This window comes from Pandoraea morbifera (assembly GCF_902459575.1).
GTDB classification, from domain to species: Bacteria; Pseudomonadota; Gammaproteobacteria; order Burkholderiales; family Burkholderiaceae; genus Pandoraea; species Pandoraea morbifera.
Map to the genome: position 1 here is coordinate 119,757 of NZ_CABPSD010000007.1, position 23,259 is coordinate 143,015.

The 23,259-nt window shown below is 64.8% G+C and carries 20 protein-coding genes and 1 pseudogene; 9 read left to right on the forward strand and 12 right to left on the reverse strand.

The genetic code is table 11. The features are described 5' to 3' along the window. Nucleotides 1-113: 113 nt before the first annotated feature. The 10 genes from PMO31116_RS13495 to PMO31116_RS13540 form a co-directional block, all read right to left on the reverse strand. Nucleotides 114-488: a carboxymuconolactone decarboxylase family protein gene (locus PMO31116_RS13495; RefSeq protein WP_174971287.1), complete on the reverse strand. Its 375-nt coding sequence runs from the start codon at nucleotides 486-488 to the stop codon at nucleotides 114-116. 32 nt (nucleotides 489-520) lie between these two features. Then, the gene (gene proX / locus PMO31116_RS13500; RefSeq protein ID WP_150567160.1) at nucleotides 521-1,543 is read right to left on the reverse strand and encodes a glycine betaine/L-proline ABC transporter substrate-binding protein ProX; all 1,023 of its coding nucleotides are present in this window, start codon (nucleotides 1,541-1,543) and stop codon (nucleotides 521-523) included. Nucleotides 1,544-1,700: 157 nt separating this feature from the next. Beyond that, nucleotides 1,701-2,654 carry an ABC transporter permease gene (locus PMO31116_RS13505; protein ID WP_150567161.1) on the reverse strand — a complete coding sequence of 318 codons (954 nt, stop codon included), beginning with the start codon at nucleotides 2,652-2,654 and terminating at the stop codon, nucleotides 1,701-1,703. Next, entirely contained in the window at nucleotides 2,647-3,696 is a 1,050-nt protein-coding gene (locus PMO31116_RS13510) for a quaternary amine ABC transporter ATP-binding protein (RefSeq protein ID WP_150567162.1), read from the reverse strand. The genes PMO31116_RS13505 and PMO31116_RS13510 overlap by 8 nt, the downstream gene beginning before the upstream one ends. Then, nucleotides 3,689-4,066: an NIPSNAP family protein gene (locus PMO31116_RS13515; protein ID WP_150567163.1), complete on the reverse strand. Its 378-nt coding sequence runs from the start codon at nucleotides 4,064-4,066 to the stop codon at nucleotides 3,689-3,691. Before PMO31116_RS13515 ends, PMO31116_RS13510 begins: the two co-directional genes overlap by 8 nt. Next, nucleotides 4,063-4,902 (reverse strand): alpha/beta fold hydrolase, encoded by an 840-nt coding sequence (locus tag PMO31116_RS13520; protein WP_150567164.1) that lies wholly within the window; start codon nucleotides 4,900-4,902, stop codon nucleotides 4,063-4,065. The genes PMO31116_RS13515 and PMO31116_RS13520 overlap by 4 nt, the downstream gene beginning before the upstream one ends. 18 nt (nucleotides 4,903-4,920) lie before the next feature. Continuing rightward, a complete protein-coding gene (locus PMO31116_RS13525) occupies nucleotides 4,921-6,057 on the reverse strand; it encodes an LLM class flavin-dependent oxidoreductase (protein ID WP_150567165.1) in 1,137 nt (378 codons plus the stop codon). A gap of 42 nt (nucleotides 6,058-6,099) precedes the next feature. Further along, the gene (locus PMO31116_RS13530) at nucleotides 6,100-7,611 is read right to left on the reverse strand and encodes an aldehyde dehydrogenase (protein ID WP_150567166.1); all 1,512 of its coding nucleotides are present in this window, start codon (nucleotides 7,609-7,611) and stop codon (nucleotides 6,100-6,102) included. Between the two features lie 15 nt (nucleotides 7,612-7,626). After that, a complete protein-coding gene (locus PMO31116_RS13535; RefSeq protein WP_150567167.1) occupies nucleotides 7,627-8,643 on the reverse strand; it encodes a flavin reductase in 1,017 nt (338 codons plus the stop codon). Nucleotides 8,644-8,736: 93 nt separating this feature from the next. Continuing rightward, a complete protein-coding gene (locus tag PMO31116_RS13540; protein WP_150567168.1) occupies nucleotides 8,737-10,677 on the reverse strand; it encodes a helix-turn-helix domain-containing protein in 1,941 nt (646 codons plus the stop codon). Nucleotides 10,678-10,921: 244 nt separating this feature from the next. Between PMO31116_RS13540 and PMO31116_RS13545 the strand changes: the two genes are divergently transcribed. The 8 genes and pseudogenes from PMO31116_RS13545 to PMO31116_RS13580 all read left to right on the forward strand — a co-directional run bounded on the left by PMO31116_RS13545 (nucleotide 10,922) and on the right by PMO31116_RS13580 (nucleotide 19,515). Beyond that, complete coding sequence (locus tag PMO31116_RS13545; RefSeq protein WP_150567169.1) at nucleotides 10,922-11,524, forward strand: amino acid synthesis family protein; 603 nt, start codon at nucleotides 10,922-10,924, stop codon at nucleotides 11,522-11,524. A gap of 12 nt (nucleotides 11,525-11,536) precedes the next feature. After that, a complete protein-coding gene (locus tag PMO31116_RS13550; protein ID WP_150567170.1) occupies nucleotides 11,537-12,481 on the forward strand; it encodes a 2-hydroxyacid dehydrogenase in 945 nt (314 codons plus the stop codon). Nucleotides 12,482-12,690: 209 nt separating this feature from the next. Beyond that, nucleotides 12,691-12,855: pseudogene (locus tag PMO31116_RS24355) on the forward strand (N-alpha-acetyl diaminobutyric acid deacetylase DoeB); the annotation flags it as partial. A 50-nt stretch (nucleotides 12,856-12,905) separates the two neighbouring features. Beyond that, nucleotides 12,906-13,385 (forward strand): Lrp/AsnC family transcriptional regulator, encoded by a 480-nt coding sequence (locus PMO31116_RS13560; protein WP_150567172.1) that lies wholly within the window; start codon nucleotides 12,906-12,908, stop codon nucleotides 13,383-13,385. 143 nt (nucleotides 13,386-13,528) lie between these two features. Then, nucleotides 13,529-15,004, forward strand: a complete 1,476-nt coding sequence (locus PMO31116_RS13565; RefSeq protein WP_150567281.1) for an NAD-dependent succinate-semialdehyde dehydrogenase — start codon at nucleotides 13,529-13,531, stop codon at nucleotides 15,002-15,004. Between the two features lie 50 nt (nucleotides 15,005-15,054). Further along, nucleotides 15,055-16,440 (forward strand): aspartate aminotransferase family protein, encoded by a 1,386-nt coding sequence (locus PMO31116_RS13570; RefSeq protein ID WP_150567173.1) that lies wholly within the window; start codon nucleotides 15,055-15,057, stop codon nucleotides 16,438-16,440. A gap of 164 nt (nucleotides 16,441-16,604) precedes the next feature. Continuing rightward, complete coding sequence (locus tag PMO31116_RS13575) at nucleotides 16,605-17,984, forward strand: aminotransferase class III-fold pyridoxal phosphate-dependent enzyme (RefSeq protein ID WP_150567174.1); 1,380 nt, start codon at nucleotides 16,605-16,607, stop codon at nucleotides 17,982-17,984. A gap of 58 nt (nucleotides 17,985-18,042) precedes the next feature. Next, the gene (locus PMO31116_RS13580; protein WP_150567175.1) at nucleotides 18,043-19,515 is read left to right on the forward strand and encodes an NAD-dependent succinate-semialdehyde dehydrogenase; all 1,473 of its coding nucleotides are present in this window, start codon (nucleotides 18,043-18,045) and stop codon (nucleotides 19,513-19,515) included. A gap of 197 nt (nucleotides 19,516-19,712) precedes the next feature. Here the strand turns inward: PMO31116_RS13580 and PMO31116_RS24085 are convergent, their stop codons facing one another. Beyond that, nucleotides 19,713-19,940, reverse strand: coding sequence for a hypothetical protein (locus PMO31116_RS24085; RefSeq protein WP_246185280.1), 228 nt, complete (start codon nucleotides 19,938-19,940; stop codon nucleotides 19,713-19,715). A 118-nt stretch (nucleotides 19,941-20,058) separates the two neighbouring features. Here PMO31116_RS24085 and PMO31116_RS24090 point away from each other — a divergent pair, with 118 nt between their 5' ends. After that, on the forward strand, nucleotides 20,059-20,439 hold the full coding sequence (locus PMO31116_RS24090) for an FAD-linked oxidase C-terminal domain-containing protein (RefSeq protein WP_246185290.1): 381 nt from the start codon (nucleotides 20,059-20,061) through the stop codon (nucleotides 20,437-20,439). 258 nt (nucleotides 20,440-20,697) lie between these two features. Here the strand turns inward: PMO31116_RS24090 and PMO31116_RS13595 are convergent, their stop codons facing one another. Continuing rightward, nucleotides 20,698-23,244 carry a YbcC family protein gene (locus PMO31116_RS13595; RefSeq protein WP_150567176.1) on the reverse strand — a complete coding sequence of 849 codons (2,547 nt, stop codon included), beginning with the start codon at nucleotides 23,242-23,244 and terminating at the stop codon, nucleotides 20,698-20,700. Nucleotides 23,245-23,259 lie beyond the last annotated feature (15 nt).

Below are 23,259 nucleotides of genomic sequence, written 5' to 3' on the forward strand. Positions count from 1 at the left end.
CTCCGGGTGCCCACGATCATTCCGATGGGGAGAGCATGCCGGTAGCGTGATCCCCCCAAAAAAGCATCCGATGCACCGGCGGCGACACCCTCGGACGCCATCGCCGCTCGTGCTCACGTCTGGGCGTCGAACACTTCGCGTGCGACACGGAAGCTGTCGATCGCCGCAGGCACACCGGCGTAGATCGCGGCTTGCAGGAACACCTCCGTGATTTCCTCCTTCGTCACACCGTTGGTCAGCGCGCCGCGCACGTGTAGCTTCAGTTCGTGCGGACGATTCATGACCGTGAGCATGCCCAGATTCAGCAAGCTCCGGGTGCGCCGGTCGAGACCCGGGCGATTCCATATCTCGCCCCAACAGTACTGCGTCACCAGTTCCTGCATCGGGAGGTTGAACGCATCGGCCGACGCAATCGACTTGTCCACGTACTCGCTGCCGAGCACCTCGCGGCGTGTCTTCAGCCCCTTCTCGAACAATTCCGGATTCATTGAATGTCCTCCCTCCATTTCCGTTGGGGCAATTACTTCGCCTTGGCCGCGGTCGCCACCCACTGATCCATCTGCGCCTTGTTGGCGGCGATCCACTCGTCCGAGAGTTTCGCTATCAGCGCCGGCGAGCCGCCTTCCTTGCTGATGGTAGCCTCCCACTGCGACCACGTCTTGCCTGGGAAGCGGATCTGCTCGATGAGCGCCTTCACGGCGGGGTTAGCGGCAATGAACTGCTTGTTTGCGACCGAGCCCCAGTTCCAGGACGCCATCGCCATGCGGCACGGATTCGCCCCGCCCGCGCACCCCTCAACGTTGTTCACGAGCGCCGAGCCCTTGTTGGGGACGTTCGGCGGCAGTGCGTCAGCCGGGGTCGGCAGCCACACCACATCCACGCCCGGCACGAGCGCGTTCGTCACCCATGACGGACTCCATGCGTAGAAAAATGCCGGCTTGCCCTGTCTGACCTTCGTGACCGCCTCGACCATCAGCGCTTCGTACTTTCCTCGCACTGCCTTGACCGTCGGCTTCAGGCCGAACTTGTCGAGCTGGTAATCGACGACATCGCCGCAACTCCAGCCCGGATCGCAACTGATCAGCTCGGCCTTGCCGTCCTTGCCGAAGAGTCCGGCGATCTTCGGATCCTTCATCTGCTCGAGACTGGTGATGTGATACTGCAGCGCCGTCTTCTTGTCGATCAGATAGCCGTTGATGCCGTCGCCCGCGATGAGGCCCGAGCCGACGATCATCGCCTGCGACGCCACCGCGCGGAAGCCCGGTTCACGTTGCGGGAAGTTCACGTCGGTGGCGATGTCGATATCGCCTTGCGCAACCGCCTGAAAGAACAGCGTCGTATTCATCGTACTGAGCTTGACGTCGTACCCCAGCCCCTTGAACGCCTTCGTGACGATCTGGGCGACGACGTAATTACCGCCGAAGCTGTCGCTTTGCGCGTAATGGATCGTCTTTCCCGTGCCCGGAAGCGTCTGCGCATGCAACGCGCCCGCCGCGACCAGCGAAAACGTGAACGAAGCAACCGCCTTTGCGAATCCTTTCATTGCTGCTCTCCAAGACCTGTTCGATCTTTCCGATCGTCGAGTTATCGGCCCGCGGGACTTGCGCCTGCGGGCTCGGGTGCCGATCCCTGACACCGTCGTCATGGCCGGCGTTTCTGTGATGCCAAACGTACGAACCCCTGATGCTCCCCCGCTTCGTTCAGAGCGCTTCACGCGTATCCGCCGCACGCGCCGTCGGCGGCACCTCGGCCCCCACCCGACGCTCCCCACGAAACAATCGCGAGATCACCGCCCGAAACGTCTGCTGATCGCGCGGCTTCGTGCGTGCGAGCTTCTGTGTGAACCGGTCGAGCATCATGGCCAGCAACACGATGGCGATGCCTCCGACAGCCGCGCGTCCCACATCGAGACGCCCCAGCCCCTGCAGCACCACCAGGCCGAGACCTTCCGCGCCGATCATGGCCACCACGACCGACATCACCATCGCCGTGAGCACGGTCTGGTTCAGGCCACCGAGAATCGTCGGCACCGCGAGCGGCAATTGCACCTCCCACAGCAACTGACGCCTGTCCGCCCCAAACGCTAGACCGGCTTCCACGATTTCATGCTCGACCATGCGAATGCCCAGATGCGTGAAGCGGATGAGCGGTGGCATCGCAGCCGTCACCACGGCGACTTCGCCCGGCACGTTGCCCACGCCGAAGAGCATCACCACCGGCACGAGATATACGAACGTCGGGGTGGTCTGCATGATGTCGAGCACCGGACGCACCACCAGCCACGCACGCTCGCTGCGCGCGCTCCAGATGCCGATGGGAATGCCAATGAGCGCACAGAACAGAATGGCGGTCATGATGAGCGAGAGCGTCGTCATCGCTTCGCCCCACACCCCGAGCATGGCGATGACCACGAACACGACGGCGCTGAATACCGCCACGCCAAGACTGGCCAAACGCCAACACAGCAGGAACGCGATCACGACCATCACCGGGAACGGCGCGGCGTGAAATACGCTGTCGTTGAACGTCAGCAACCGCTCGACGGGCCATTTGATGACCAGGAACAGCGGACGCATGTGCAGCGCCATCCATTGCACGCCCTCCTGAATCCATTGATCGAAGGGGAATACCGCAAGTTGGTCGGCATTAAGCATGATGGTCTCCTGCGCCGGCAGTGGCGCCAATCCGGGCAAGCAACTGCCCCACGTCCAGCACTCCGATCAGCTTGCCGTCGTCGTCGGTCACACCCATCGGTCCGTCGGATTTGAAACGCGCGGCCACATCGACCAGGCGCATGTCGGCCGGCACGCATGGCAACCCGTGCTCGCATTGGGCGAGCACCGCGGGCACGGGCGCCATCACCGAACGCGCATCGAACAGGCGGGCACGGTCGACGTCACGGGTGAACGCCGCCACGTAGTCGCTGCCCGGATCCAGCACGATCTGTTGCGGCGTGCCTTCGCGCACAAGGCGACCCTCCGACATGATGGCGATGCGCGTGCCGAGCTTCAGCGCTTCCTGAAAGTCATGCGTGATGAACAGAATGGTCTTGTTGAGCGTGTGCTGAAGACGCAGCAGCTCGTCCTGCATTTCCGTTCGGATGAGCGGATCGAGCGCGCTGAAGGCTTCATCCATGATGAGAACGTCCGCTTCGGTGGCGAGCGCGCGGGCCAGCCCCACGCGCTGCCGCATACCGCCGCTCAGTTCATGCGGCATGTGATACGCCCAGCACGCCAGTCCAACCACGCACAGCACTTCCTCGGCGCGGCGGCGCCGCTGCGCTGCCGGCATGCCACGCAGCTTGAGCCCGAACTCCACGTTTTCGATGACTCGGCGATTCGGTAGCAGCGCGAAGTGCTGGAACACCATCGAGATGCGATTGCGACGCACCTCGCGCAGCCCGCCCTCGTGAAGCGCGCACAGGTCCTCACCGTCGAGCAGAATCCGGCCGTCGGAGGGCTCGTTGAGGCGGTTGATGCAACGCGCGAGCGTCGATTTCCCGGAGCCGGAGAGCCCCATGATCATGTAGATCGCACCGGACGGAACCGTCAGGGAGACGTCGTCGAGTCCCACGACCTGACCGAGCGTTTCGAGCACCTCGGACTTGCGTTTGCCATCGCGCAACATGGCCAGCGCTCGCGCCGGCTTGTCGGCGAAGACCTTGTACAGGTTTTCGATTCTCAGTCGGTCAGTCATGGCCAACCTCCTTTGGGTCCGTAGAATGATGGTCCGTGGCAGCCTGTGGCGTGAACGCCATGAGCGGGGAAAAATCGGTCGGTACCAGAATGCGGTTCTCGGCGGTTTCGATCAATTCGGACAGACGCGGAATAAACGCCTGCCAGCGCGTGTCTTGCGCCAGGCGCGCGCGACGCCTCGCACGCTCGTCCAGGCTCGGATACGCCCAGAGATGGGTCACCTGACTGAGCACACCGATCTCCGTCGTGAAATACCCGACGAGATGCCCGAGGATGGGCTGCTGAATCGCCAGCCCCTCGGTCCGCACGAGATTCAGGTAGCGACTCATGCAACCGTTGCGAATGCGGTAAATGCGCTCTTCGACGATCATGCTGGGGGTCCCTTCTTTTCCGGGTCATCTACAAGGAAATCCCGCAACAGCCCCGCGACCGGCGCGGCCGCTTCGACCAGAATCGAATGCCGCATGCCCGGCAGGATGGCGAGTTGCGAGCCGACGATGCACTCATGCATAAAGCGGGCCATGCGCGGGTTCGAGCCCTGATCGTCTTCGCCGGTGATGATGAGCGTCGGCACTCGGATCTGATCGATGAACCCGCCGAAATCGGTCTCCGCCAGCACGCGGTAGGCCGATGCATAACAATCCGGATCGTTCTGCGCATTGCGATTGCGCAGATAGACGATCCGCTCCGGATGTCTCGCCTGAAAGTCTTCCGTCAGCCAGCGAGACAGCGAGGCGTCGTAATGGGCGCCACGCTCGCCACCCTGCAACGCGGCGAGCCTCGCGAGCACGCGCTCGCGCTCCTCTTTGGTCCGGCCCGATACCGTGGCGAGCAGCGCGAGACGACGCAGGCGCGTCGGATACGAGAGCGCCAGCCGCTGTGCGATCAGCCCGCCCAGCGAGAAGCCCGCGAGATCGAACGTGGCGAAGCCCACGTGATCCGCAAGGGCCAGTGCGTCGGCGACGAAATCGTCGATCTCGTATCGTCCCTTCACCCGCGACGAGCTGCCGTGACCGCGCAGATCGAAGGTGAGGATGCGGAAGTCGTCGGCCAGCAGGGTGGCCACGTCGTCCCAGGCTTCCTGGTACGATCCCACGCCGTGAATGCACACGAGCGGGCGGGGGCCTCGCCCGAGCAGGCGATAGGCCAGCGTGACATCGCCGACTTGCAGCGTCCGTGCGGGCGAATCGTTGGGCGGTTCGGTCATGGCGCGCGCACTCATGCGTCAGCGGCCCGCCGATGCCAGCGCGGCCGGACGCCCAGACGTCTCGGCCAACTGTACCGCCGCAGCCGCATTGGCCTCCCTGGTGCGACCTGCTTCACGCGCGGCGAAATGGGGCATCACTTCGTCGATGAACAGACGCAGCGTCTTTACCTGCAACTCGAACGGCAGATTGAACGACAGGCCGAGGCAGAACTGGTCGACGCCTTGCTCCTCGTACACTTCGAGCTTGCGCACGATCTCGTCCGGCGTGCCAAACATCAGGTTTTCTCGGATTGCCGCCGGATCGTAGTTGGCTCGCCCGACAACCGACTCGTACGGCACGGCTTCCGGGAAGCCGTTCTTGACGGTGCCGATGTTCTGCATCAGGTTCTCGAACGTGCGGCCGAAATCCACGCTGTGACGCACGGCGATTTCCCAGTCCTGCGGACGGTCGTACACGCAGGTGCGGCGCAGCATCATGAAGCGCGGTCGCGGGCGTTCCGGATGATCGGCCACTGCCTTGCGGAATTTATCGCCCAGCACGGCGACTTCGGAGACAGGAGCGGCGAGCGGCGTCGACAGGATGTTCGCGCCCACACCGACGGCCCAGTCGAAACTGCCCGGATCACGTGTTGCCACCCAGATCGGCGGATGCGGCTGTTGCAGCGGCTTGGGCACCGACGTGGCGAGCGGGAATTGCCAGTAATGCCCGTCATGCGCGTAATCGCCTTCCCACAACTTCTTCACCGCCGGCACCAGTTCCTTCATGTACGCCACGCCTTCCTGCTGCGGAATACCGCCCGCCATGCGGTCGAACTCATACTGATACGCGCCGCGCGCGATGCCGAATTCGAGGCGCCCGCCCGTCAGGTGGTCGCACATCGCGGCCTCGCCTGCGAGACGAATCGGCGACCAGTACGGTGCGACGATGGTGGCCGTGCCCAGACGGATTTGCTCGGTGTGCTGCGAGAGCCACGTAAGCGTGATGAACGGGTTCGGCGAGATGGTGCATTCGATGGTGTGGTGCTCGGCGGTCCACAACGTCTCGAAGCCGCCTTCGTCGGCGATGCGCGCGAGGTGCAGCATGTTGCGCACGGCGTCGTTCATCGTGTCCTGCGGCGAGAAGCGCTCCATGCTGAGCGATACGGAGAATTTCATGGGTAGATCTCCAGGGGGTTTTCGTTTGTGTATTGCGGGCGATCAGCGCAGGCGGATCACGAACGGATCCTGCATCGCCCCCGAGTAATCGATCACGACGTTCTTCAGACGCGAGAACTCGCGCATCACTTCGAAGCCGCCGCGACGGCCGTAGCCGCTGTGCTTGGTGCCGCCGTTGGCTGACATGTAAGCCGCCGAGCGATAGGTATTGATCCAGACCGTGCCCGCCTCCACGTCGCGGGCGAAGCGCATGGCGCGGTCGATGTCGCGCGTCCAGATGCCGGCGGCCAGGCCATACTCCGTGGCATTTGCCAGCCGGATGAGTTCGGCTTCGTCCGAGAACGGCACGACACCGACGACCGGACCGAAGATCTCCTCCTGCATGAAGCGCATTTCGTTGCGCGCATGCGTCATGACGGTCGGCTCGTAATACCAGCCACCGGCGAGATCGTCGCGTGCCGGGCGCTGACCGCCGGCGGCCACGCGCGCCCCTTCCTGAATGCCCGAAGCCACGTAGCCCTCGACCTTATCCAATTGCGCGGCCAGCGCCAGCGGTCCGATGTCGGTGTCTTCGTGCGTCGGATGCCCCACACGCACCCGACGCGTGCGCTCAACCAGCGCCTCGACGAAACGGTCGTGCACGGACGCCTCGACGAAGCAGCGTGACCCGGCCACGCACGTCTGACCGGCGGCGGCGAACACGCCCGAGACGACGCCGTTCACGGCGCGCTCGATGTCCACGTCGCCAAACACCACGTGCGGCGACTTACCTCCGAGTTCCATCTGACAAGGCACCAGATTTTGCGCAGCGTTGCCGGCAATCTTGCGCCCGGTCACGGTGCTGCCCGTGAAAACATATTTGGCGATGCCGGGATGACGCGTCAGCGCGTCGCCGGTGGTCATGCCGTCGCCCGTCACCACGTTCACGACGCCCGGCGGAATACCGGCTTCGATCGCCAGTTCGGCGAGCGCGAGCGTGGACGCCGTCGCGTGCTCCGATGGCTTCACCACGATGGTGTTGCCAATCGCAAGACAGGGTGCGAGCGTGCCGGTGAGCATCATCAGCGGCGAGTTCCACGGAATGATCATGCCGACCACGCCAATGGGCTCGCGCGTGTTGAAGTTCAGCGTGTCGAGCTTGTTGACGGGGATGGTGTCGCCTTGCAGCTTGTCTGCCATGCCCGCGAAATACGAATACGAATCGGGAATCGCCCGCATTTGCGCACGCATTTCCTTGAGCAGCTTGCCGTTGTCACGGCACTCGATGGCGGCGAGCGCTTCGGCGTTGGCGAGCACCAGTTCGCCGAGCTTGCGCACGAGCTTGCCACGCTCGGTTTGCGTCATGCGCCGCCAGGCGGGGTTGACGAGCGCCGCTTGTGCGGAGCGTACGGCGCGGTCGACGTCCACCGCATCGGCCTGCGCAAACTCGTACCAGGGGCGGCCGGTCGTCGGGTCGTAGCTCGGAACGTACACGTTGCTATGCGGCGCGGCGAACTGCCCGTCGATAAACAGTGACTGGCGAGAGCCTTCCAGCGTTTGTACCGTCGTATGCATCAGTTGACTCCAGCGTCAGGCTTGGAAAGGTTGGGTCCACGGCTGTGCATCGCTGACCATTGCGATGCGCCCACCGTCGTGAGAATCCATGTAAATGCCGAAGTGTCCTCCGGCGGTTTCGCGAACGTAGCGACGCACCATCGATCGAATTTCGCGCGACGCGATGTCGTCGTAGGGCAACTGGTCGAACGGGAAGAAGCGGAAGTTCGGCGGCAGCTCGTCGTGCGAGAGCGGTTGCGCGAGTCGCGCCCGGTACATCAGATAGCCGGGATCGTTCTCGGCGGTGTCGAACACCGAGTAAAGAAAGGTGTCGTGCGGCACCAGTTCGAGTTCACCGCCACCGGCGAGCGGCAGGCGGCCGCTCGCGAGGCGGCGCGGCGCGCTGGGCAACACCCATCCGCCCTTGCCGTCCTGCGCGAGCAGCAGGCTTCCGTTCGCGTCGATCAGATAGCCGACAATCATGTCGTGCGACGACAGCCAGCCCGGCGGCAACGGATCTTTCACATGAGCGTAGCGACCTCGGCAGAAGCCGAGCGGCGCGGCCGGGCTGGTACCGAAGGCCTGAATCTGGCCGATCAGGATGACGTGATCGCCGGCGTCGACGCGGTTGTGCACGATGCAGTCGAACCACGTCAGGCAGTCGGTCAGGACCGGTGCGCCCGTGTGGACGACGTCATGCCCCACTGTCGTGAACTTCTCCGCGGACTTCGATGCGAACAGGTTCGACACGTCGGTCTGGCCGTCATGTAGCAGGTTGACGGCGAAGTGTTCCGTGCGCTGGAACACCGGGTAGCTCGCCGCACGCTTGCCGATGCACACGAGCAACAGCGGCGGGTCGAGCGAGACGGACGTGAAGGAGTTGGCGGTCATGCCGCGCGGGCGGCCTTCTTCGTCACGCGTCGTGACGACGGTCACTCCGGTCACGAATGTTCCGAGCGCGCGGCGTAGCGCCACCGGGTCGATGGCGGAAATCGCGGGGGCGGTGCCAGCGCCGGCCGCCGGCGTCTTGCGCTGTTGGGTGACAGCTTGCATGTCGTTTACCTCGAAACGTCATTACGTTGAGGTCAACGATATGCGAGGACATTTTTGTCGGCTTCCGTCGAATCGCAGGAGGCGCGAAGTGATTTACTCTCGATTGCGCGGCAGGGTTTTCATGGATGCGCTCGCCAGACGCCCGCCGCCATGCGGGCTCGACGTGGCCGGCATGGCTTTTGACTTCGGCCCTTCGGGGGATGGCGCCGCCCCTGGTGTGACGGGAGCCGCGCGCTTCGTGAGCGCGTGCAGCTGAATTGCGAGCTCAACCGCGAAGCGACGCTCCGGTGTCTCCACGTCGATGCCGAACAACTCCTGAATGCGGGCGAGGCGGTACCGCAGCGTGGTGACGTGCAGTCCCATCGCGTCGGCGCACGGCTGACTGCGGCAGCCGGAGCGTACGTATTCCGTCAGCGTCTCGAGGTACGGCGATCCCGACTGTCGGTCGTGTTCGACGAGCTTGCCGATGGTGCCTTCCACAAAACCGTGGACGTCGGACGAATCGGCCGCTCCCATGAGCATTGGCAGGGGGCCCAGGCCCGGCATGTCCAGCGGGCCGCTGCGACCAAACTTGCGCGCCACCCGAATCATGCGCCAGCAACGCTCCCATTCGCGCGCGAGCGGCTCCAGTCCTTCGCAGAGATCGCTCATCACGATGATAGGCTCGCGTCCCAGCGACCGTGCCAGCGCCTCGCTCATGCGCTTGGCGAGCCGGGCGAGTGCGGTGGCGTCTGCCGAACCGTCCTGCGGCGCCAGACACACCAGACCGCCTCCGATCGTCACGATATGCATCGGCACATTCAACTGACGGGCAAGCAATTCGACCGTGCTATGGCTTTCCAGCGAGAGATGCCCGGCGGCGCGGCCCGAGGCCACACTGGTTCGCTGATCCGGATAATCGACGACCATCATGCGCAGCGGCGCATCGAGGGCGACGCCGAGATGGCGGGCGCGGCTAATCAAATCGCCTTCATCTCGCCAGCGGCGCTCCACAATCTCGAAGAACAACTCGGTGAGCGTGCGTGTCTCGAACCGGAACCGCACCACGCTGCGCATCAGTTGAACGCTCAGCGCAAAGCGGGCGCTCTCCAACAGCAACTGCTGGAGGTCGCTCAGCGCGTCGTCGCCGAACGTGAGCAGCGCGCCGACGAGGTCGTCGTCGACGGTCAACGGTTCAATGCCCGCGCCGAAGGTGACCTGACCGGGTGGACGTCCCAGCGGCACGTCGAGGCGGGTCTGACGGTAGCGTTGCAGGGCGTCGCGCACGTTAGCGCTGAGCTCCCGCCCCTGTGCGCCGGACAGCCAGCGTATCCACGCCGCATCGTCCATCAGCGAGGGAACGGGCGACGCCGACGCGTGCCATTGATTGGCGAGGAAGTCGATGACGAGCACCGGGCGTCCGATCAGATCGCTCAGCGACGACGTCAACTGATCGAACGAGCCGCCGGCGAGCACATCGCCCAGCAACGTGCGTTGCGCTTCGAGCGTGCGTTGCAGACGCTCGTGCGCCATCACTTGCGCGCGCTGCCGGTGAGCCCGCTCCACCGCAATCGCGCCGAGGTGCACGACCGTCGCCATGAAGGTGAGGTCGTCCTCGCCGACGTCGCGGACCTTGCGCGATGCGACCGTCAGCACCATCGGCCGGCCTTCCGTATCGCGCGAGGCCATCGGCAGTACCAGCACCGTCCGGTAGCCGCGCTCGCGCGCTTCGCGCCGGTAGCCGGGGAATTGCGTGTTCTCCAGTGCATCGCGGATATAGACGGGTTCATTCGTCTGCAAGGCGATGAGCGACGGACTGGTCGCCAACTCCCAGCGGTCTTCGACATGCTGCGGCAGCATGCTCGTCTCGAAGCGCGTGATCACCAGCCCGTAGCCATGGGCGAGATCGATGCTCATGACGGAGCCGAGATCCCAACCGCCTTGCTGCACCGCACCACGCACGAGATCGCGAAACAGTGCGTCGATGTCTTCGTCATTGCTGATCTGACTGGCGACATGGCGCAATGCCATGAGCCGTTGGTGATGTTCCGGCATTGCGTGCCTCCTTTCTCGCCCAAAAAATCTACACCAAAGCGTCGGAAGAAAAAAAACATCTTCCGACGTTCCGGCGGAAGACCGGCCGCATCGGGCGCAATAGCATGAGTCTCATCGGCAGGCCACGGATGTTTGCCACGTTTTCCCCAGGCGCCCGGATCGCCGCGGCGCACACCCTTCGAGCCGCTTCGCCGCACGAGCGGCAGGTCACGGCATCTGTACCGCAATGCAACAGGAGACACTCGTGAAACAAGAGCTTCGCAAGATCGCAACGTACGTCGAGACCACCTACCGTGAAGGCGGCAAGGCCGCCGAGACGCCGGTAACGACAGTCGTCGTCGCCGCTGTCATTCGCAATCCATGGGCCGGTCAGGGATTCGTCGAGAATCTGCGTCCGGAAATCGTGCGTCTCGCCCCGGAGCTTGGCGCGCTCATGACGCAACGTCTGGTCCATGTCATCCCCGGGGAGCGCGTGGAGGCATATGGCAAGGCGGCTGTCGTCGGCACGAACGGCGAAATCGAACATGCCTCGGCCATGATCCACACGCTGCGCTTCGGCAATCTGTTCCGCACCGCCGTGAACGGCACGGCCTTCCTGCCGTTCACCAACACGCGCGTCGGCCCGGGTACGCTGGTGTCGGTGCCGATGATTCACAAATCGGAAACGGGCAAGCGTTCCCACTTCATCACGGCGACGTTCCAGATGACGGATGCCCCTGGCCCAGACGAAATTCTGCTGGCGATTGGCGCGTCCGACGGCGGCCGCGTGCATCCGCGCATCGCCGACCGCTTTCAGGACATGGAAGAGATGGCGAATGACGCTGTCACCGCGGCCACCACGGCCTGAACGAGCGCCACGATGCCGCCCGTCATTGCCTTCCTTAGCCGGATGTCCGCGGACTATCAACGTCCGTACCTCGACGCCCTGCGCGCCGCGCTGCCCGGCGAGATCGTCGCGCCGCTGGCCGAACTGTCCGCGTCCCAGCGCGAGCGGGTGTCCGTTGCCATCGTCGCGAATCCGGATCCCGCGGACTTGACCGCCCTGACGGGCTTGCGATGGATTCAGAGCCTTTGGGCCGGCGTGGAATCGCTCATCGCGGCGCTCCCGTCGGACAGTCCGCCGATCACGCGGCTGATCGACCCCGAGATGTCGCGCACGATGGCCGAGGCCGTGCTGGCGTGGACCTACTACCTGCAACGCGACATGCCCCGCTACGCGCGTCAGCAAGCGCAGCGCGTTTGGTTGCAGCACGCCTATCGGAAGCCGTCGCAGACGGCGGTGGGATTGCTCGGACTCGGTGAGCTCGGGCAGGCAGCCGCGGTACGATTGCGCGACGCCGGGTTCGTCGTGCACGGATGGAGTCGTTCGCCGAAGACGCTGGACGGCGTCGAAACGTACGCTCGCGACGATGGACTGTGCGCCATGCTCGCCGCAAGCGACATCGTCGTCAGCCTGATTCCGTTGACGGCGCAAACCCGAGGGATGCTGGACGCGGAGCGCCTCGGTCGCATCAAACCGGGCGCCTCGCTCATCAATTTCTCGCGTGGCCCTGTGATCGTGGCGTCCGACTTGCTCGACGCCCTCGACCGGGGCCACCTCACGCATGCCGTGCTCGACGTGTTCGACACCGAACCGCTGCCGCTCGATTCGTCGTTCTGGGAGCATCCGCGCGTGACCGTGCTGCCGCACATTTCGGCACCCACGGATCATGAGACGGCAGCGCGAGTGATCGCCGAAAACATCCGCGATTTTCGCGAAACGGGACGAATTCCCGGCAACGTCGACCTGGCGCGAGGTTATTGAGCATGCATCGCGATCAAGAGGCTCTCGCACTTCCGCCGCGTGTGTATCCGACGGTCGATCTTCTTCAGGACGGCGTCCAGCATGGCTTTCTGAAAGTCCCGCACTCCAACGATGCGAGTGCGTGGGGCGCCGTGATGGTGCCGATCGCCGCCATCCACGAACTGAACGACACCGGGCAACAAGCCCGTTGCGACGCCGCGAAGGTGAAACGTTGCGACGTCATTGCGCGCGTTCACGACGTGACACGGACGGGCGTCGCACCAGTGGAGTACCGTGCGAGGCGCGATGGCATGCTCATCGGCCGACATTTTCCGGGCCGGATCGGCATCGGTGACACGCTCTGCGTTCTGGCCGACGTGCTGCCGAACGCATAGCGTCAGCGACTCGCGTACGCCTCAGTCCTCTCTCCAAAGCGTTCCCCCCCATGGTGAAACTCGACCGTTTCGACATCGCCATCCTCAGCGTGCTGGCCCGTGAAGGCCGAATTACCAAATCGCGTCTGGCCGAGCTGATCCACCTGTCCGTTTCGCCCACGTGGGAGCGCGTGCAGCGGCTCGAAGCGGCGGGGGTGATTCGTGGCTATCGCGCCGACGTCGACTGGAGCGGCGTGATGCACGTCAGCCGTATCATCGTCGAGATCACGCTCGCGCGGCATACCGCGCATGACATGAACCGATTCGAGGCGCGCCTGTGCGACGCGCCCGAGGTCGTGCAATGCCACGCCACAGGTGGCGGCGTCGATTACATCGTTCACGTACTCGCGCGCGACATCGATCATTACCAGCGTTTCATCGACGACCTGCTGATGGCGGACTTGGGCATCGAGCGCTACTTCACCTACGTCGTCACCAAAGTCGTCAAAGTCCAGGCGCACACAGTTCCGGGCTGGGTCGACGCCGACTGATTACGGTCCGCGAAATCTTTCGCGTCAGGCACGGCTAAATCAGAAGAAAACCGACGTCCGCACGATCGGAACAGAAAAAACAGCGGGCCGTCGCCACCGACAATCTCTTCATGACGAACGAACGCCATGTCAGGAGTTTGCCGATGTTGCTCGACCATCCGGTGCTTTTCAAATCACTGTGTTACGTCGACGGACGCTGGACGCATAGCGACGCCGCCGCGTCCATTGCCGTCGTCGATCCGGCCGATCAATCGACGCTCGGCCATGTGCCGATGCTCACGCGTGAGCAAATCGGCGTCGCGGTCGATGCCGCCGAGCGCGCCTTCTCGACGTGGCGCTGGACACCCGCTGCCGAGCGCTGCGCCGCGCTACAGCGCTGGCACGCGTTGATCCGGCAGCACGCCGAAGACCTTGCGGTGCTGCTCGCCCATGAGCAGGGCAAGCCGCTCCATGAAGCGCGCGGCGAGATTGGCTATGGCGCATCGTTCATCGAGTGGTACGGTCATGAGGCCCGCCGTCTCGACGGTCGAACCATTACGTCGCACATCGAAGGTGCGCAATTGGGCACCGTGCGCGAGCCGGTCGGCGTCGCGGCGCTCATCACGCCATGGAACTTTCCTTTCGCGATGATCACGCGCAAGGCCGCCGCCGCGCTGGCGGCCGGTTGCACTGTCGTCGTGAAGCCCGCACACGAGACGCCGTTCAGCGCGCTTGCACTCGCTCAGTTGGCCGACGAAGCCGGGCTGCCGCCGGGGCTTTTCAACGTGGTGCTGGGTGAGCCGGACATGGCGATGCGCGCGCTCGTCGGCGACGCTCGCGTGCGTGCCGTCAGCTTTACGGGCTCGACACGCGTCGGCCAACGGGTGGCGCAGGCCGCAGCGGCGAGCGGCGTCAAGAAGCTCGCCCTCGAACTCGGTGGAAACGCGCCGTTCATCGTGCTGGACGATGTGGATATCGATGAGGCGGTACGCATCGCCGTTGCCGCCAAGTTCCAGACGTCCGGACAGGACTGCTGCGCCGCGAACCGGATCTTTGTCGCACGCTCGCGCTACGGGGTGTTTGTAGATCGGTATACGCAAGCGGTCGCGCGGTTACGCGTCGGTCCGGCGTTTTCCGCGAACGTCGATGTCGGGCCACTCATGCATCAGGCGGCGTTCGAGACGACTGCGGCCCGCGTGGAAGACGCCCGCCGAAAGGGCGCCCAGGTCACCGTCGGCGGCGAGCCGCATCCGCTCGGCGGCTGGTTCTACCGCCCGACCGTCGTTGCCGACGCCGCTCCCGGCATGCGCATCTACGACGAAGAAAACTTCGGCCCGATTTCCGCCGTGTGCGCGTTCGACTCGCTCGACGAGGTCGTCACCCGGGCCAACGACACCGAGTATGGCCTTGCCGCATACGTCTGCGGACGACGCGTGGACGAGATTTTTACTCTGATCCGCCGCCTCGATTTCGCGATGGTAAGCGTCAACGGCGTGAAGTTCACCGGCGCGCCGGTGCCGTTCGGCGGCATGAAGGCGTCTGGCCTCGGCCGCGAAGGCGGCGTGGACGGGTTCGAGCCGTTCACCGAAACCAAGTACTTCTGCCTAGGCAATCTCGGCATCCCGGTGCATCGCACCTGATTCGCTCGTCCGCATTCTATTTGGCTTCATTGACATCAAGGAGACGTCCCATGCCCCCCTCGACCGAGCAATTGTTCGCACAGGACCGCGCGCACTTCATGCACCCGTCCACGCACGCCGCCGATCATGCCAGCGGCACCCTGCCGGGCAAGATCATCCGCACGGCGCAGGGCATGCGCATCGAGGACCATGAGGGCCGTCGCTATCTCGATGCCTTTGCCGGCCTCTATTGCGTGAACATCGGCTACGGCCGCACGGAAGTGGCCGACGCCATCCACAAGCAGGCGTCGTCGCTTGCCTACTACCACACGTACGTGGGCCACTCGACCGACGCCATCATCGAGTTATCGAAGCGCATCATCGACTGGTCGCCCGACGGCATGAAGAAGGTCTATTACGGCTTGTCCGGCTCGGATGCGAACGAGACGCAGATCAAGATCGTCTGGTACTACAACAACGTGCTCGGACGTCCGCAGAAGAAGAAAATCATTTCGCGCGAGCGCGGCTATCACGGCTCCGGCATCGTCACGGGCAGCCTGACCGGGCTGCCGAGCTTCCACCAGCACTTCGACCTGCCGGTCGATCGGGTGCAGCACACGATTTGCCCGCACTGGTACCGCAAGGCACCGGCCGGCATGAGCGAGCAGACGTTCGTGGCGCATTGCGTCGAGGCGCTTGAGAAGCTGATCGCCCGCGAAGGTGCCGACACCATTGCGGCCTTCATCGGTGAGCCGGTGATGGGCACCGGCGGCATCATCGCGCCGCCTGCCGGCTATTGGGAGGCGATTCAGGCCGTGCTGCGCCGCCACGACATTCTGCTCATCGCCGACGAAGTCGTATGTGGCTTCGGCCGTCTCGGGTCGCCAATGGGCTCGCAGCACTACGGCATGACGCCGGATCTGATCACCATCGCCAAGGGGCTGACGAGCGCATATGCGCCGCTCTCCGGCGTGATCGTGGGCGAGCGCGTTTGGGATGTGATCGAACGCGGTTCGCGCGAGAACGGCCCGATGGGCCACGGCTGGACGTACTCCGGACACCCGATCTGTGCCGCGGCGGCACTCGCCAACCTCGACATTCTGGAGCGCGAGAATCTGACGCAGAACGCGGCCGACGTCGGCAAGTACTTCGGCGAGAGATTGCGTGCGGCGTTCGACGGGCATCCGCTCGTGGGGGAGGTGCGTGGCGTCGGCTTGCTGGCGGCGATCGAGTTCATGGCGGACGGCGCGGCGCGTCAGCCGTTCGACGCCGCGATGAAGGTCGGCCCACGCGTGTCCGCCGCCGCACTGGCCCGCGGCATGATCGCGCGCGCCATGCCGCACGGTGACATTCTCGGCTTCGCCCCGCCGCTGATCGCCACGCGGGCGGACGTCGACGAGATGGTCAGCATTGCTCGCGCAGCGGTGGACGACGTTGCAGAGCAGGTGCTGCGGTAACGCATGCCTCTCCACGAGAAGCAGCACGTCGTGCACGTCGTCTCCATCGGTTCGTAGGATGACCTCGAATTTCGGCGAGTCTCTAATGGGATGACATGGTGGCCCGCGCTCAACACGCCGCGGGTCTCGACTCCGTTCCCCAACATTCCGATGAGGTGCCGCGTATGTCCAACGAATCGCTGATCGATGCCGATCGCCAGTTTCTGATTCACCCGGTTGCCGACTACCGCGCGCATGAGGCGCAGGGCGCGACGGTGCTCACCAGCGGCAACGGCGCCTGGCTGCACGATGCGGACGGTAACGCCTTGCTCGACGGCTTCGCCGGTCTGTGGTGCGTCAATACCGGTTACGGACAGCCGTCCATCGTCAAGGCGGCGACGGAGCAACTAAACCGGCTGCCCTACGCGACAGGCTATTTCGGCTTTGCCTCCGCACCCGCCATCACGCTTGCGCGGAAACTCGTGGAACTGACGCCGCCGTCATTGCAACACGTCTATTTCACGCTAGGCGGTTCGGATGCCGTCGACGCCGCCGTGCGCTTCATCACGTATTACTACAATGCCATCGGCAAGCTGGCCAAGAAGCATTTCATCGCGCTCGAGCGCGGGTATCATGGGTCGTCGTCCACCGGTGCCGGACTGACTGCACTGCCTGCCTTCCATCGCAACTTCGATCTGCCGCTGGCGACGCAACATCACATCCCGTCGCCCTATCCGTACCGAAGCGCTACACCCGACGACCCGCAGGCGATCATTGCCGCCTCGGTCGCCGCGCTCGAAGCAAAGGTCGGAGAACTCGGCGCGGAGCACGTCGCGGCGTTCTTCTGTGAACCCGTGCAGGGCTCCGGCGGCGTGATCGTGCCGCCCAAAGGCTGGCTGCGCGCCATGCGCGACGCGTGCCGACGCCTCGACATTCTGTTCGTCGCCGACGAGGTCATCACCGGTTTCGGGCGTACCGGCCCGATGTTCGCCTGCGAGGCGGAAGAGGTCTCCCCCGATCTGATGACGCTCGCCAAGGGACTGACCGCCGGTTATGCGCCGATGGGCGCGGTGCTGATGTCCGACGGCATTTATCAGGCCATTGCCGACGCGACGAAAGGCTCTCCCGTAGGGCATGGTCAGACGTACTCTGCGCATCCGGTGAGCGCGGCCATCGGTCTCGCATGTCTGAAGCTCTATGTCGAAGACGGCCTGCTGGCAAACGGTCAGGCACACGCCAAGACGTTTGCCGACGGGCTCGACGCACTCCTCGAACATCCCCTCGTCGGTGACTCGCGTCATCGCGGATTGCTCGGCGCGCTCGAACTCGTCGCCGACAAGACGACGCGCCGGCGCTTCGATCCGTCACTCAAACTCCATGAGCGCATCGGCGCGGCGGCGTATCGCAACGGTGTGATTTTCCGCGCCTTCGGCGACAACATCCTCGGCTTCGCGCCGGCCCTGTGTTACTCGGCGGCCGACTTCGCTGAACTGTTCGCCCGCGTTCGCGCCACGCTCGACGACGTACTCGAGGCGGCCGACGTGCGCGCCGCGCTTCATGGCTGAACCGCACAGCCGCGCTTGAACCCGCATCCAGTTCGCCCCATTCCGGAGACTCGCTCGTATGTCGCTTTCCCTGTCACGCCCCGATTTGATGCGCCGCCAGAACCTGATCAACGGCGAATGGGCCGATGCCCGCGATGCTTGCCGCTACTCCGTGCACAACCCGGCCAGCGACGCGTTGCTGGCGGAGGTGCCCGACAGCACGGCCATCGATGCGCGCGCCGCGACCGACGCCGCCTACCGTGCGCTTCCCGGCTGGCGTCACAAGCTGCCGCGCGAACGCGCCGAGGTACTCAGGCGCTGGCATGCGCTGATTCTCGCGAACGGCGACGATCTGGCCACCCTGATCTCGCTCGAGCAAGGCAAGCCGCTTTCCGAGGCTCGCGGCGAAGTGGCGTACGGCGCTTCGTATGTTGACTGGTTCGCGGGCGAGGCGACACGCGTCTACGGCGATATCATTCCGCAACAGCAACCCGGCAAGCGCATGACCGTGGAGAAGGAGCCTGTCGGCGTCGTCGCTGCCATCACGCCCTGGAATTTCCCCCTCGCGATGATCGCGCGCAAGATTGCGCCGGCGCTGGCCGTGGGTTGCACGGTGGTCGCCAAACCCGCCGAGGACACGCCGCTCACCGCGCTCGCGCTGGCGGCACTCGCCGTCGAGGCCGGCGTGACGCCGGGGGTACTCAACGTCATTACGGCGTCGCGCACGCGCGGCATCGATGCCGTCGCGGACTGGCTGGCCGACGATCGCGTGCGCAAAATGACTTTCACCGGCTCGACGGCCGTGGGCATTCATCTCGCGCGCGAATCGGCAGGCACGCTCAAGAAGCTCTCGCTGGAGCTCGGCGGCAACGCCCCGTTCATCGTATTCGACGATGCCGATCTCGAGTCGGCGGTCGTGGGTCTGATGGCGTCAAAGTTCCGGAATGGCGGACAGACCTGCGTCTGTCCGAATCGCGTGTATGTGCAGGCGGGCATCTACGAACGGTTCGCTTCGACGCTGGCCAGGCGGGTGGAGGCGTTGCATGTCGCGCCCGCGAGCGATGCCCATGCGCAGATCGGACCGATGATCAATCCTCGGGCAGTCGAGAAGATCGGTCGCCATGTCGAGGACGCGCTCTCGCACGGCGCACGCGCGCTGACCGGTGGCGCGACGCTGCCGTTGCTCGGGCCCAACTACTTCTCACCGACCGTGCTGGTCGACGTGAACGACAGCATGCTTGTCAGTCAGGAGGAAACGTTCGGGCCTGTGGTGCCGCTGTTCCGATTCGAGACCGAGGATGAAGCGATCCACCGAGCCAACGACACGCCTTTCGGGCTGGCGGCATACTTCTACACACAGGACATGCGTCGCGCCCAGCGGGTCGCACGACGTCTCGAGGCCGGCGTTATCGGCATGAACGAAGGCGCCGTGTCGAGCGAAGCCGCTCCGTTCGGGGGGGTAAAAGCGTCCGGCTACGGACGCGAGGGATCGAAGTACGGGCTCGACGATTACGTGTCGATCAAGTACGTCTGTCAGGGCGGGCTGGACTGATCCGCGGCTCGCGGATCACCTCTTTTTGTCTTGCAACCGGCGATTCGGATGGGGGCAGGGCAGGGCGCACCGAATCGCGGTCAGCGTCATCGATGACGGCAGGTTGTCCTTCCGATGACCGCATGACGCCCCGCCATGGCCCCTGAACGCTTCGACGTGGAGCAGCGTCCGGCGTCTTGCGCTGCGGCGGAAAACGCCTAGGTCAACAACAACGTCGAGATCCGCTTTTCCGGTTCCTCGATACAACTCAGTGCAACAGGCAAGACGGGATTCGCCGAGGAACCGTTGTAGAAGAGCTGCACCATCTCCAGAAGGCGTGTTCCTTCCAAGGGGAGAATGGCGAGATCGGAAGCCGAGATCTTGCCCGAGATGCCGCTCGTCAATGCATCTTCCTCGAAGCGCGCCTGCTCGAGTTGATGAAACACCTCGCGAGCGCGCCTCGCAAATCTCTCGTCGTTTGAGGTGATGTGGCAGGACTTCGTGAGCGCGGCAATGAATATCGCCCGCTTGAAGTCGCCTTTCAGCGACGCTTAGCCCTTGTATGTGCTGATCGAGACGTTGGGTGAATCCGACGACAACGACCGACGAGCGCTCGAGCAGTCGTTGGAACGGATGCTGGAGGAGGGCGTCGTGCAGGACGTGATCATCGCGCAGACCATCGAGCACGCGAAGCAGTTGTGGGCGTACCGCGAGACGGTCGGCGAGATGCTGTCGATGCTGAAGCCGCACGCCGCGTTCGATGTTGGCATCCCGATGGACAGGATGGAGCGATTCGTCGAGAGCGCGCGCGTGCCTGACCGAACGCTTCCGAAACCAGACACATCTGTTCTTCGGACATCTCGGCGACGGGAGCCTGCACGTTCTCTCCGGGCACCGGCGCCGACCGGTAAAGGCGACGCGGGTATTCGCGGATCGACATCGTAATGCGGGATCGCAATGCCGACTCCCTCCAAATGCGGGGCATCGCGTTGCGCATGGGCTCGCGCTACGATTCCACGATGATTCCACGATTTCGGCGCGGCGCATTTCCCGGAATCCCAGGTGACATCGTCCAGGAAATCGGCACCCCGTCGCGGAGGACGGGGTGCCGTCGATAACTCGCATTCCTCAAAGGCCTAAAGCCGTCACCGGGGCTCATTGGCAGGGTTGCCTTCCGATCGCCGCATCAGGCGAGCAACGACGTCATTTCCCCGCCAGATCCACCGGCGACCAGCGCCCTTGGTCATAACGCTCAAAGCCTGCCTGCTCGAAGCGCCAGAGGTGGAGCCAGCCATTGTCCAGCAGGTGGCGCACGACTTCGTGCTTGCCGATCACCGTGTCGATCGACGCCTGCGGCGCGTCGACGACCACGGTCAGCCGCACGGGCTCATGCATCCATCGCTCGCCGTCGTGCAGCGACTGCTGCGACAGGCCGATACGCAGATCGCCGCCGTTGCCCTCGAAGACGCCAAGGCTGCCCCCCACGACGTTATGCAGCAGCTTGTTGCCGCTGCCCAACCGAAGCGGATCGCAGGTCGACGCATGGTATTGCCAATTGATCCAGTGCGTCACCAGCATGGGGGCCGTCATCAACAGTTCGAGCACGCTGCCGTCGGCGTCCCGACTGGCGTCGTAATCGTGCAGGAAGCTACGCCCGTCGAGCATCACGCCGCGGCTTCTGTCCCGTGGCGCGATCAGAAACGCCGCGTTGCGGGCAAGCCCCCATTCGGGCCGCGTTTGCGCGCCGTCGTTGGCGCGACGCTGCAACCGCGCCAGCAGCGTGTGATGCGCTGCGCGAGGATCGAGCTTCAGGCGCGTGGCGCGTTCGCGGCGCACCTGATCGCAAGCCTGGGCGAAAATGGGCTGCAAACGCGCCCAGCGATCCCGCGCCGCTTGCGGCAGCAGATCCAGATCGAATCCCTCGAGTTCATCGGTGGTGGTGTTGTGCAGCACAGCCACGAAGCGAGTCGCCTCAGGTATCGCGAGGTGCTGCGCGCGCAGGCCGTCGCGCACCGCCGGGTCATTGAGCAGTTGTGCCAGGCTGCGCGCATTCACTTCACCGGTCTGGCCGCAGCAGGCGCCGCAATCCAGGGCCGCCGCATGAGCATTGTTGGCGGACTGACTGCCGTGTCCAACGAGAAGTACCAGCGGCGCCAGGTATCGGTCCAGACCCATCGCGTGAAGCACCCGCGAGGCCAGGGCCACCTTGGACGCCAGGTCCATCCCCTGGAGTTGCGGGCGGCAGATGGGGCGGTAACGGGAGGGTATGCCTGCCAGGTCGTCTCTGGGGCGCGCTTGCCGGCCCGGTTGAAGCCAATTGCCGAGTTTGCCGAGATAGCCCAGTCCGGCGGCCTCCACGAAGGAAAAGGCGGCGCCCGGCCACCGACTGGCCGCCTGCCACTGATCCGCCATCGCGAATCGCGATCGACGCACATGGCTGACAACGCGCTGCCGCTCCTCGTCCGCCGCGCGCTGCGCCGGATCGGCGCTGACAATGCCGTCGGTCACCTCGATTGCCGGTGCGAGCAGGCCGGGCAATTGGGGACGCCGTGCCGGCGTGGCCAGGGGCGTGTAGGCGATCGGCAACCCGAAGAAGCCGGCACATCCGAGCGTCTGGATGCCCGGCGACACGGCCTCGAGGGAGCGGCGCAAGGGTTCGCTGCGCACGTCGATGCAGAAGGCCGCCTGGACCTCGATGTCCGTTGGCGCCGGACCGCGGGGGTTGGCGGCGGCCAGGCGCTGCGCCAGCTCGCGCTGATAGCCGATCTCAAGGGCCAACTGCCATGCCTCGTCGATCAGCAGCGCCTGCTCCGTTTCCTCCAGGATGCGCGGGGCCGAGCGCCATGCCGCGTGCAGCGCGGCAAACGCATGCCTCGCGGCCGCGTCATCCTTGCATTCGAGCAGCAGTGCACCCCAGGCCAGGCGGATCGCCAGCAATTCGCGCAGATGGGCATCGCGCCCGCCGGCCAGTCCGGCCTCCCAGCCCAGGTAGGCACACCACGACGCCCAGCCGTTGACCGTCAGGAGCACCGATTCGAGATAGTCCGCCCACACCGCTTGCGGCAGCCCAAGACGCTCCATGACCCAGCGCTCCGCATCCTGCGCTTTGGCAGGCAGGGCACCGGTGGCCTGCCCGATGCGCGGCAGGCCCATCAAAATGCCGATCCCGTGGTCGTGCTGCAAAGTGTCGCGCCAGAAGGCATAAAGGCCCTGCTCGCGCTCGGGTTGCCAGCTTGCCTGCTGCGCATCGAAGAAGGCGGCGCAGGTCTGGCTGACCTGATGCGTGATGGCCTGCCGCCAGGACAACCGCGCATGGCGCTCGGGGTCGTTGTCGAGCACGTCGATCAACAGCGGCAATTGCGCCTGCGGCGCGCCGGACTCAAGTGCCGCGACGCACTGTTCGGGCGTGAGCGCGGCCGACTGGGCCGCAGGCAACTGATGCAGCGCAACGGCCAGATCCGCCGCCGTGATGCGGCCCTCGCGCCAGGCTTGCCGTTGTCGATCTCTCGGCGGAAAGACCTGGATGCCGCCAAGCACGGCCATCCGGGCGGCCACACGGCGCACGGGCATGCCGATGCGCGACCAGTGCGGATTCACGGCGATGGCGCGGTCCAGCGGCCATGCGGGGGCAATCGCAGCGCACGCTGCATGGCAGGCGCGCTCGATTTCGGCGTACCGCGCCTGTGGGTCATCCGCGGCGGACACCGTAAGGTCGAGCGCGGGGGGCGTGTCGTTGGTCGAGGTATTCATCGTCACACTTTCCTT

Excerpts from the sequence above, each read along its gene's own strand:
- PMO31116_RS13595 (WP_150567176.1), bottom strand. The coding sequence starts at position 23,244 with ATGAATACCTCGACCAACGACACGCCCCCCGCGCTCGACCTTACGGTG.
- PMO31116_RS13495 (WP_174971287.1), bottom strand. The coding sequence starts at position 488 with ATGAATCCGGAATTGTTCGAGAAGGGGCTGAAGACACGCCGCGAGGTG.
- PMO31116_RS13550 (WP_150567170.1), top strand. The coding sequence starts at position 11,537 with ATGCCGCCCGTCATTGCCTTCCTTAGCCGGATGTCCGCGGACTATCAA.
- PMO31116_RS13575 (WP_150567174.1), top strand. The coding sequence starts at position 16,605 with ATGTCCAACGAATCGCTGATCGATGCCGATCGCCAGTTTCTGATTCAC.
- proX (WP_150567160.1), bottom strand. The coding sequence starts at position 1,543 with ATGAAAGGATTCGCAAAGGCGGTTGCTTCGTTCACGTTTTCGCTGGTC.
- PMO31116_RS13540 (WP_150567168.1), bottom strand. The coding sequence starts at position 10,677 with ATGCCGGAACATCACCAACGGCTCATGGCATTGCGCCATGTCGCCAGT.
- PMO31116_RS13510 (WP_150567162.1), bottom strand. The coding sequence starts at position 3,696 with ATGACTGACCGACTGAGAATCGAAAACCTGTACAAGGTCTTCGCCGAC.
- PMO31116_RS13570 (WP_150567173.1), top strand. The coding sequence starts at position 15,055 with ATGCCCCCCTCGACCGAGCAATTGTTCGCACAGGACCGCGCGCACTTC.
- PMO31116_RS13505 (WP_150567161.1), bottom strand. The coding sequence starts at position 2,654 with ATGCTTAATGCCGACCAACTTGCGGTATTCCCCTTCGATCAATGGATT.
- PMO31116_RS13580 (WP_150567175.1), top strand. The coding sequence starts at position 18,043 with ATGTCGCTTTCCCTGTCACGCCCCGATTTGATGCGCCGCCAGAACCTG.
- PMO31116_RS13515 (WP_150567163.1), bottom strand. The coding sequence starts at position 4,066 with ATGATCGTCGAAGAGCGCATTTACCGCATTCGCAACGGTTGCATGAGT.
- PMO31116_RS13560 (WP_150567172.1), top strand. The coding sequence starts at position 12,906 with ATGGTGAAACTCGACCGTTTCGACATCGCCATCCTCAGCGTGCTGGCC.
- PMO31116_RS13565 (WP_150567281.1), top strand. The coding sequence starts at position 13,529 with ATGTTGCTCGACCATCCGGTGCTTTTCAAATCACTGTGTTACGTCGAC.
- PMO31116_RS13535 (WP_150567167.1), bottom strand. The coding sequence starts at position 8,643 with ATGCAAGCTGTCACCCAACAGCGCAAGACGCCGGCGGCCGGCGCTGGC.
- PMO31116_RS13525 (WP_150567165.1), bottom strand. The coding sequence starts at position 6,057 with ATGAAATTCTCCGTATCGCTCAGCATGGAGCGCTTCTCGCCGCAGGAC.
- PMO31116_RS13530 (WP_150567166.1), bottom strand. The coding sequence starts at position 7,611 with ATGCATACGACGGTACAAACGCTGGAAGGCTCTCGCCAGTCACTGTTT.
- PMO31116_RS13520 (WP_150567164.1), bottom strand. The coding sequence starts at position 4,902 with ATGACCGAACCGCCCAACGATTCGCCCGCACGGACGCTGCAAGTCGGC.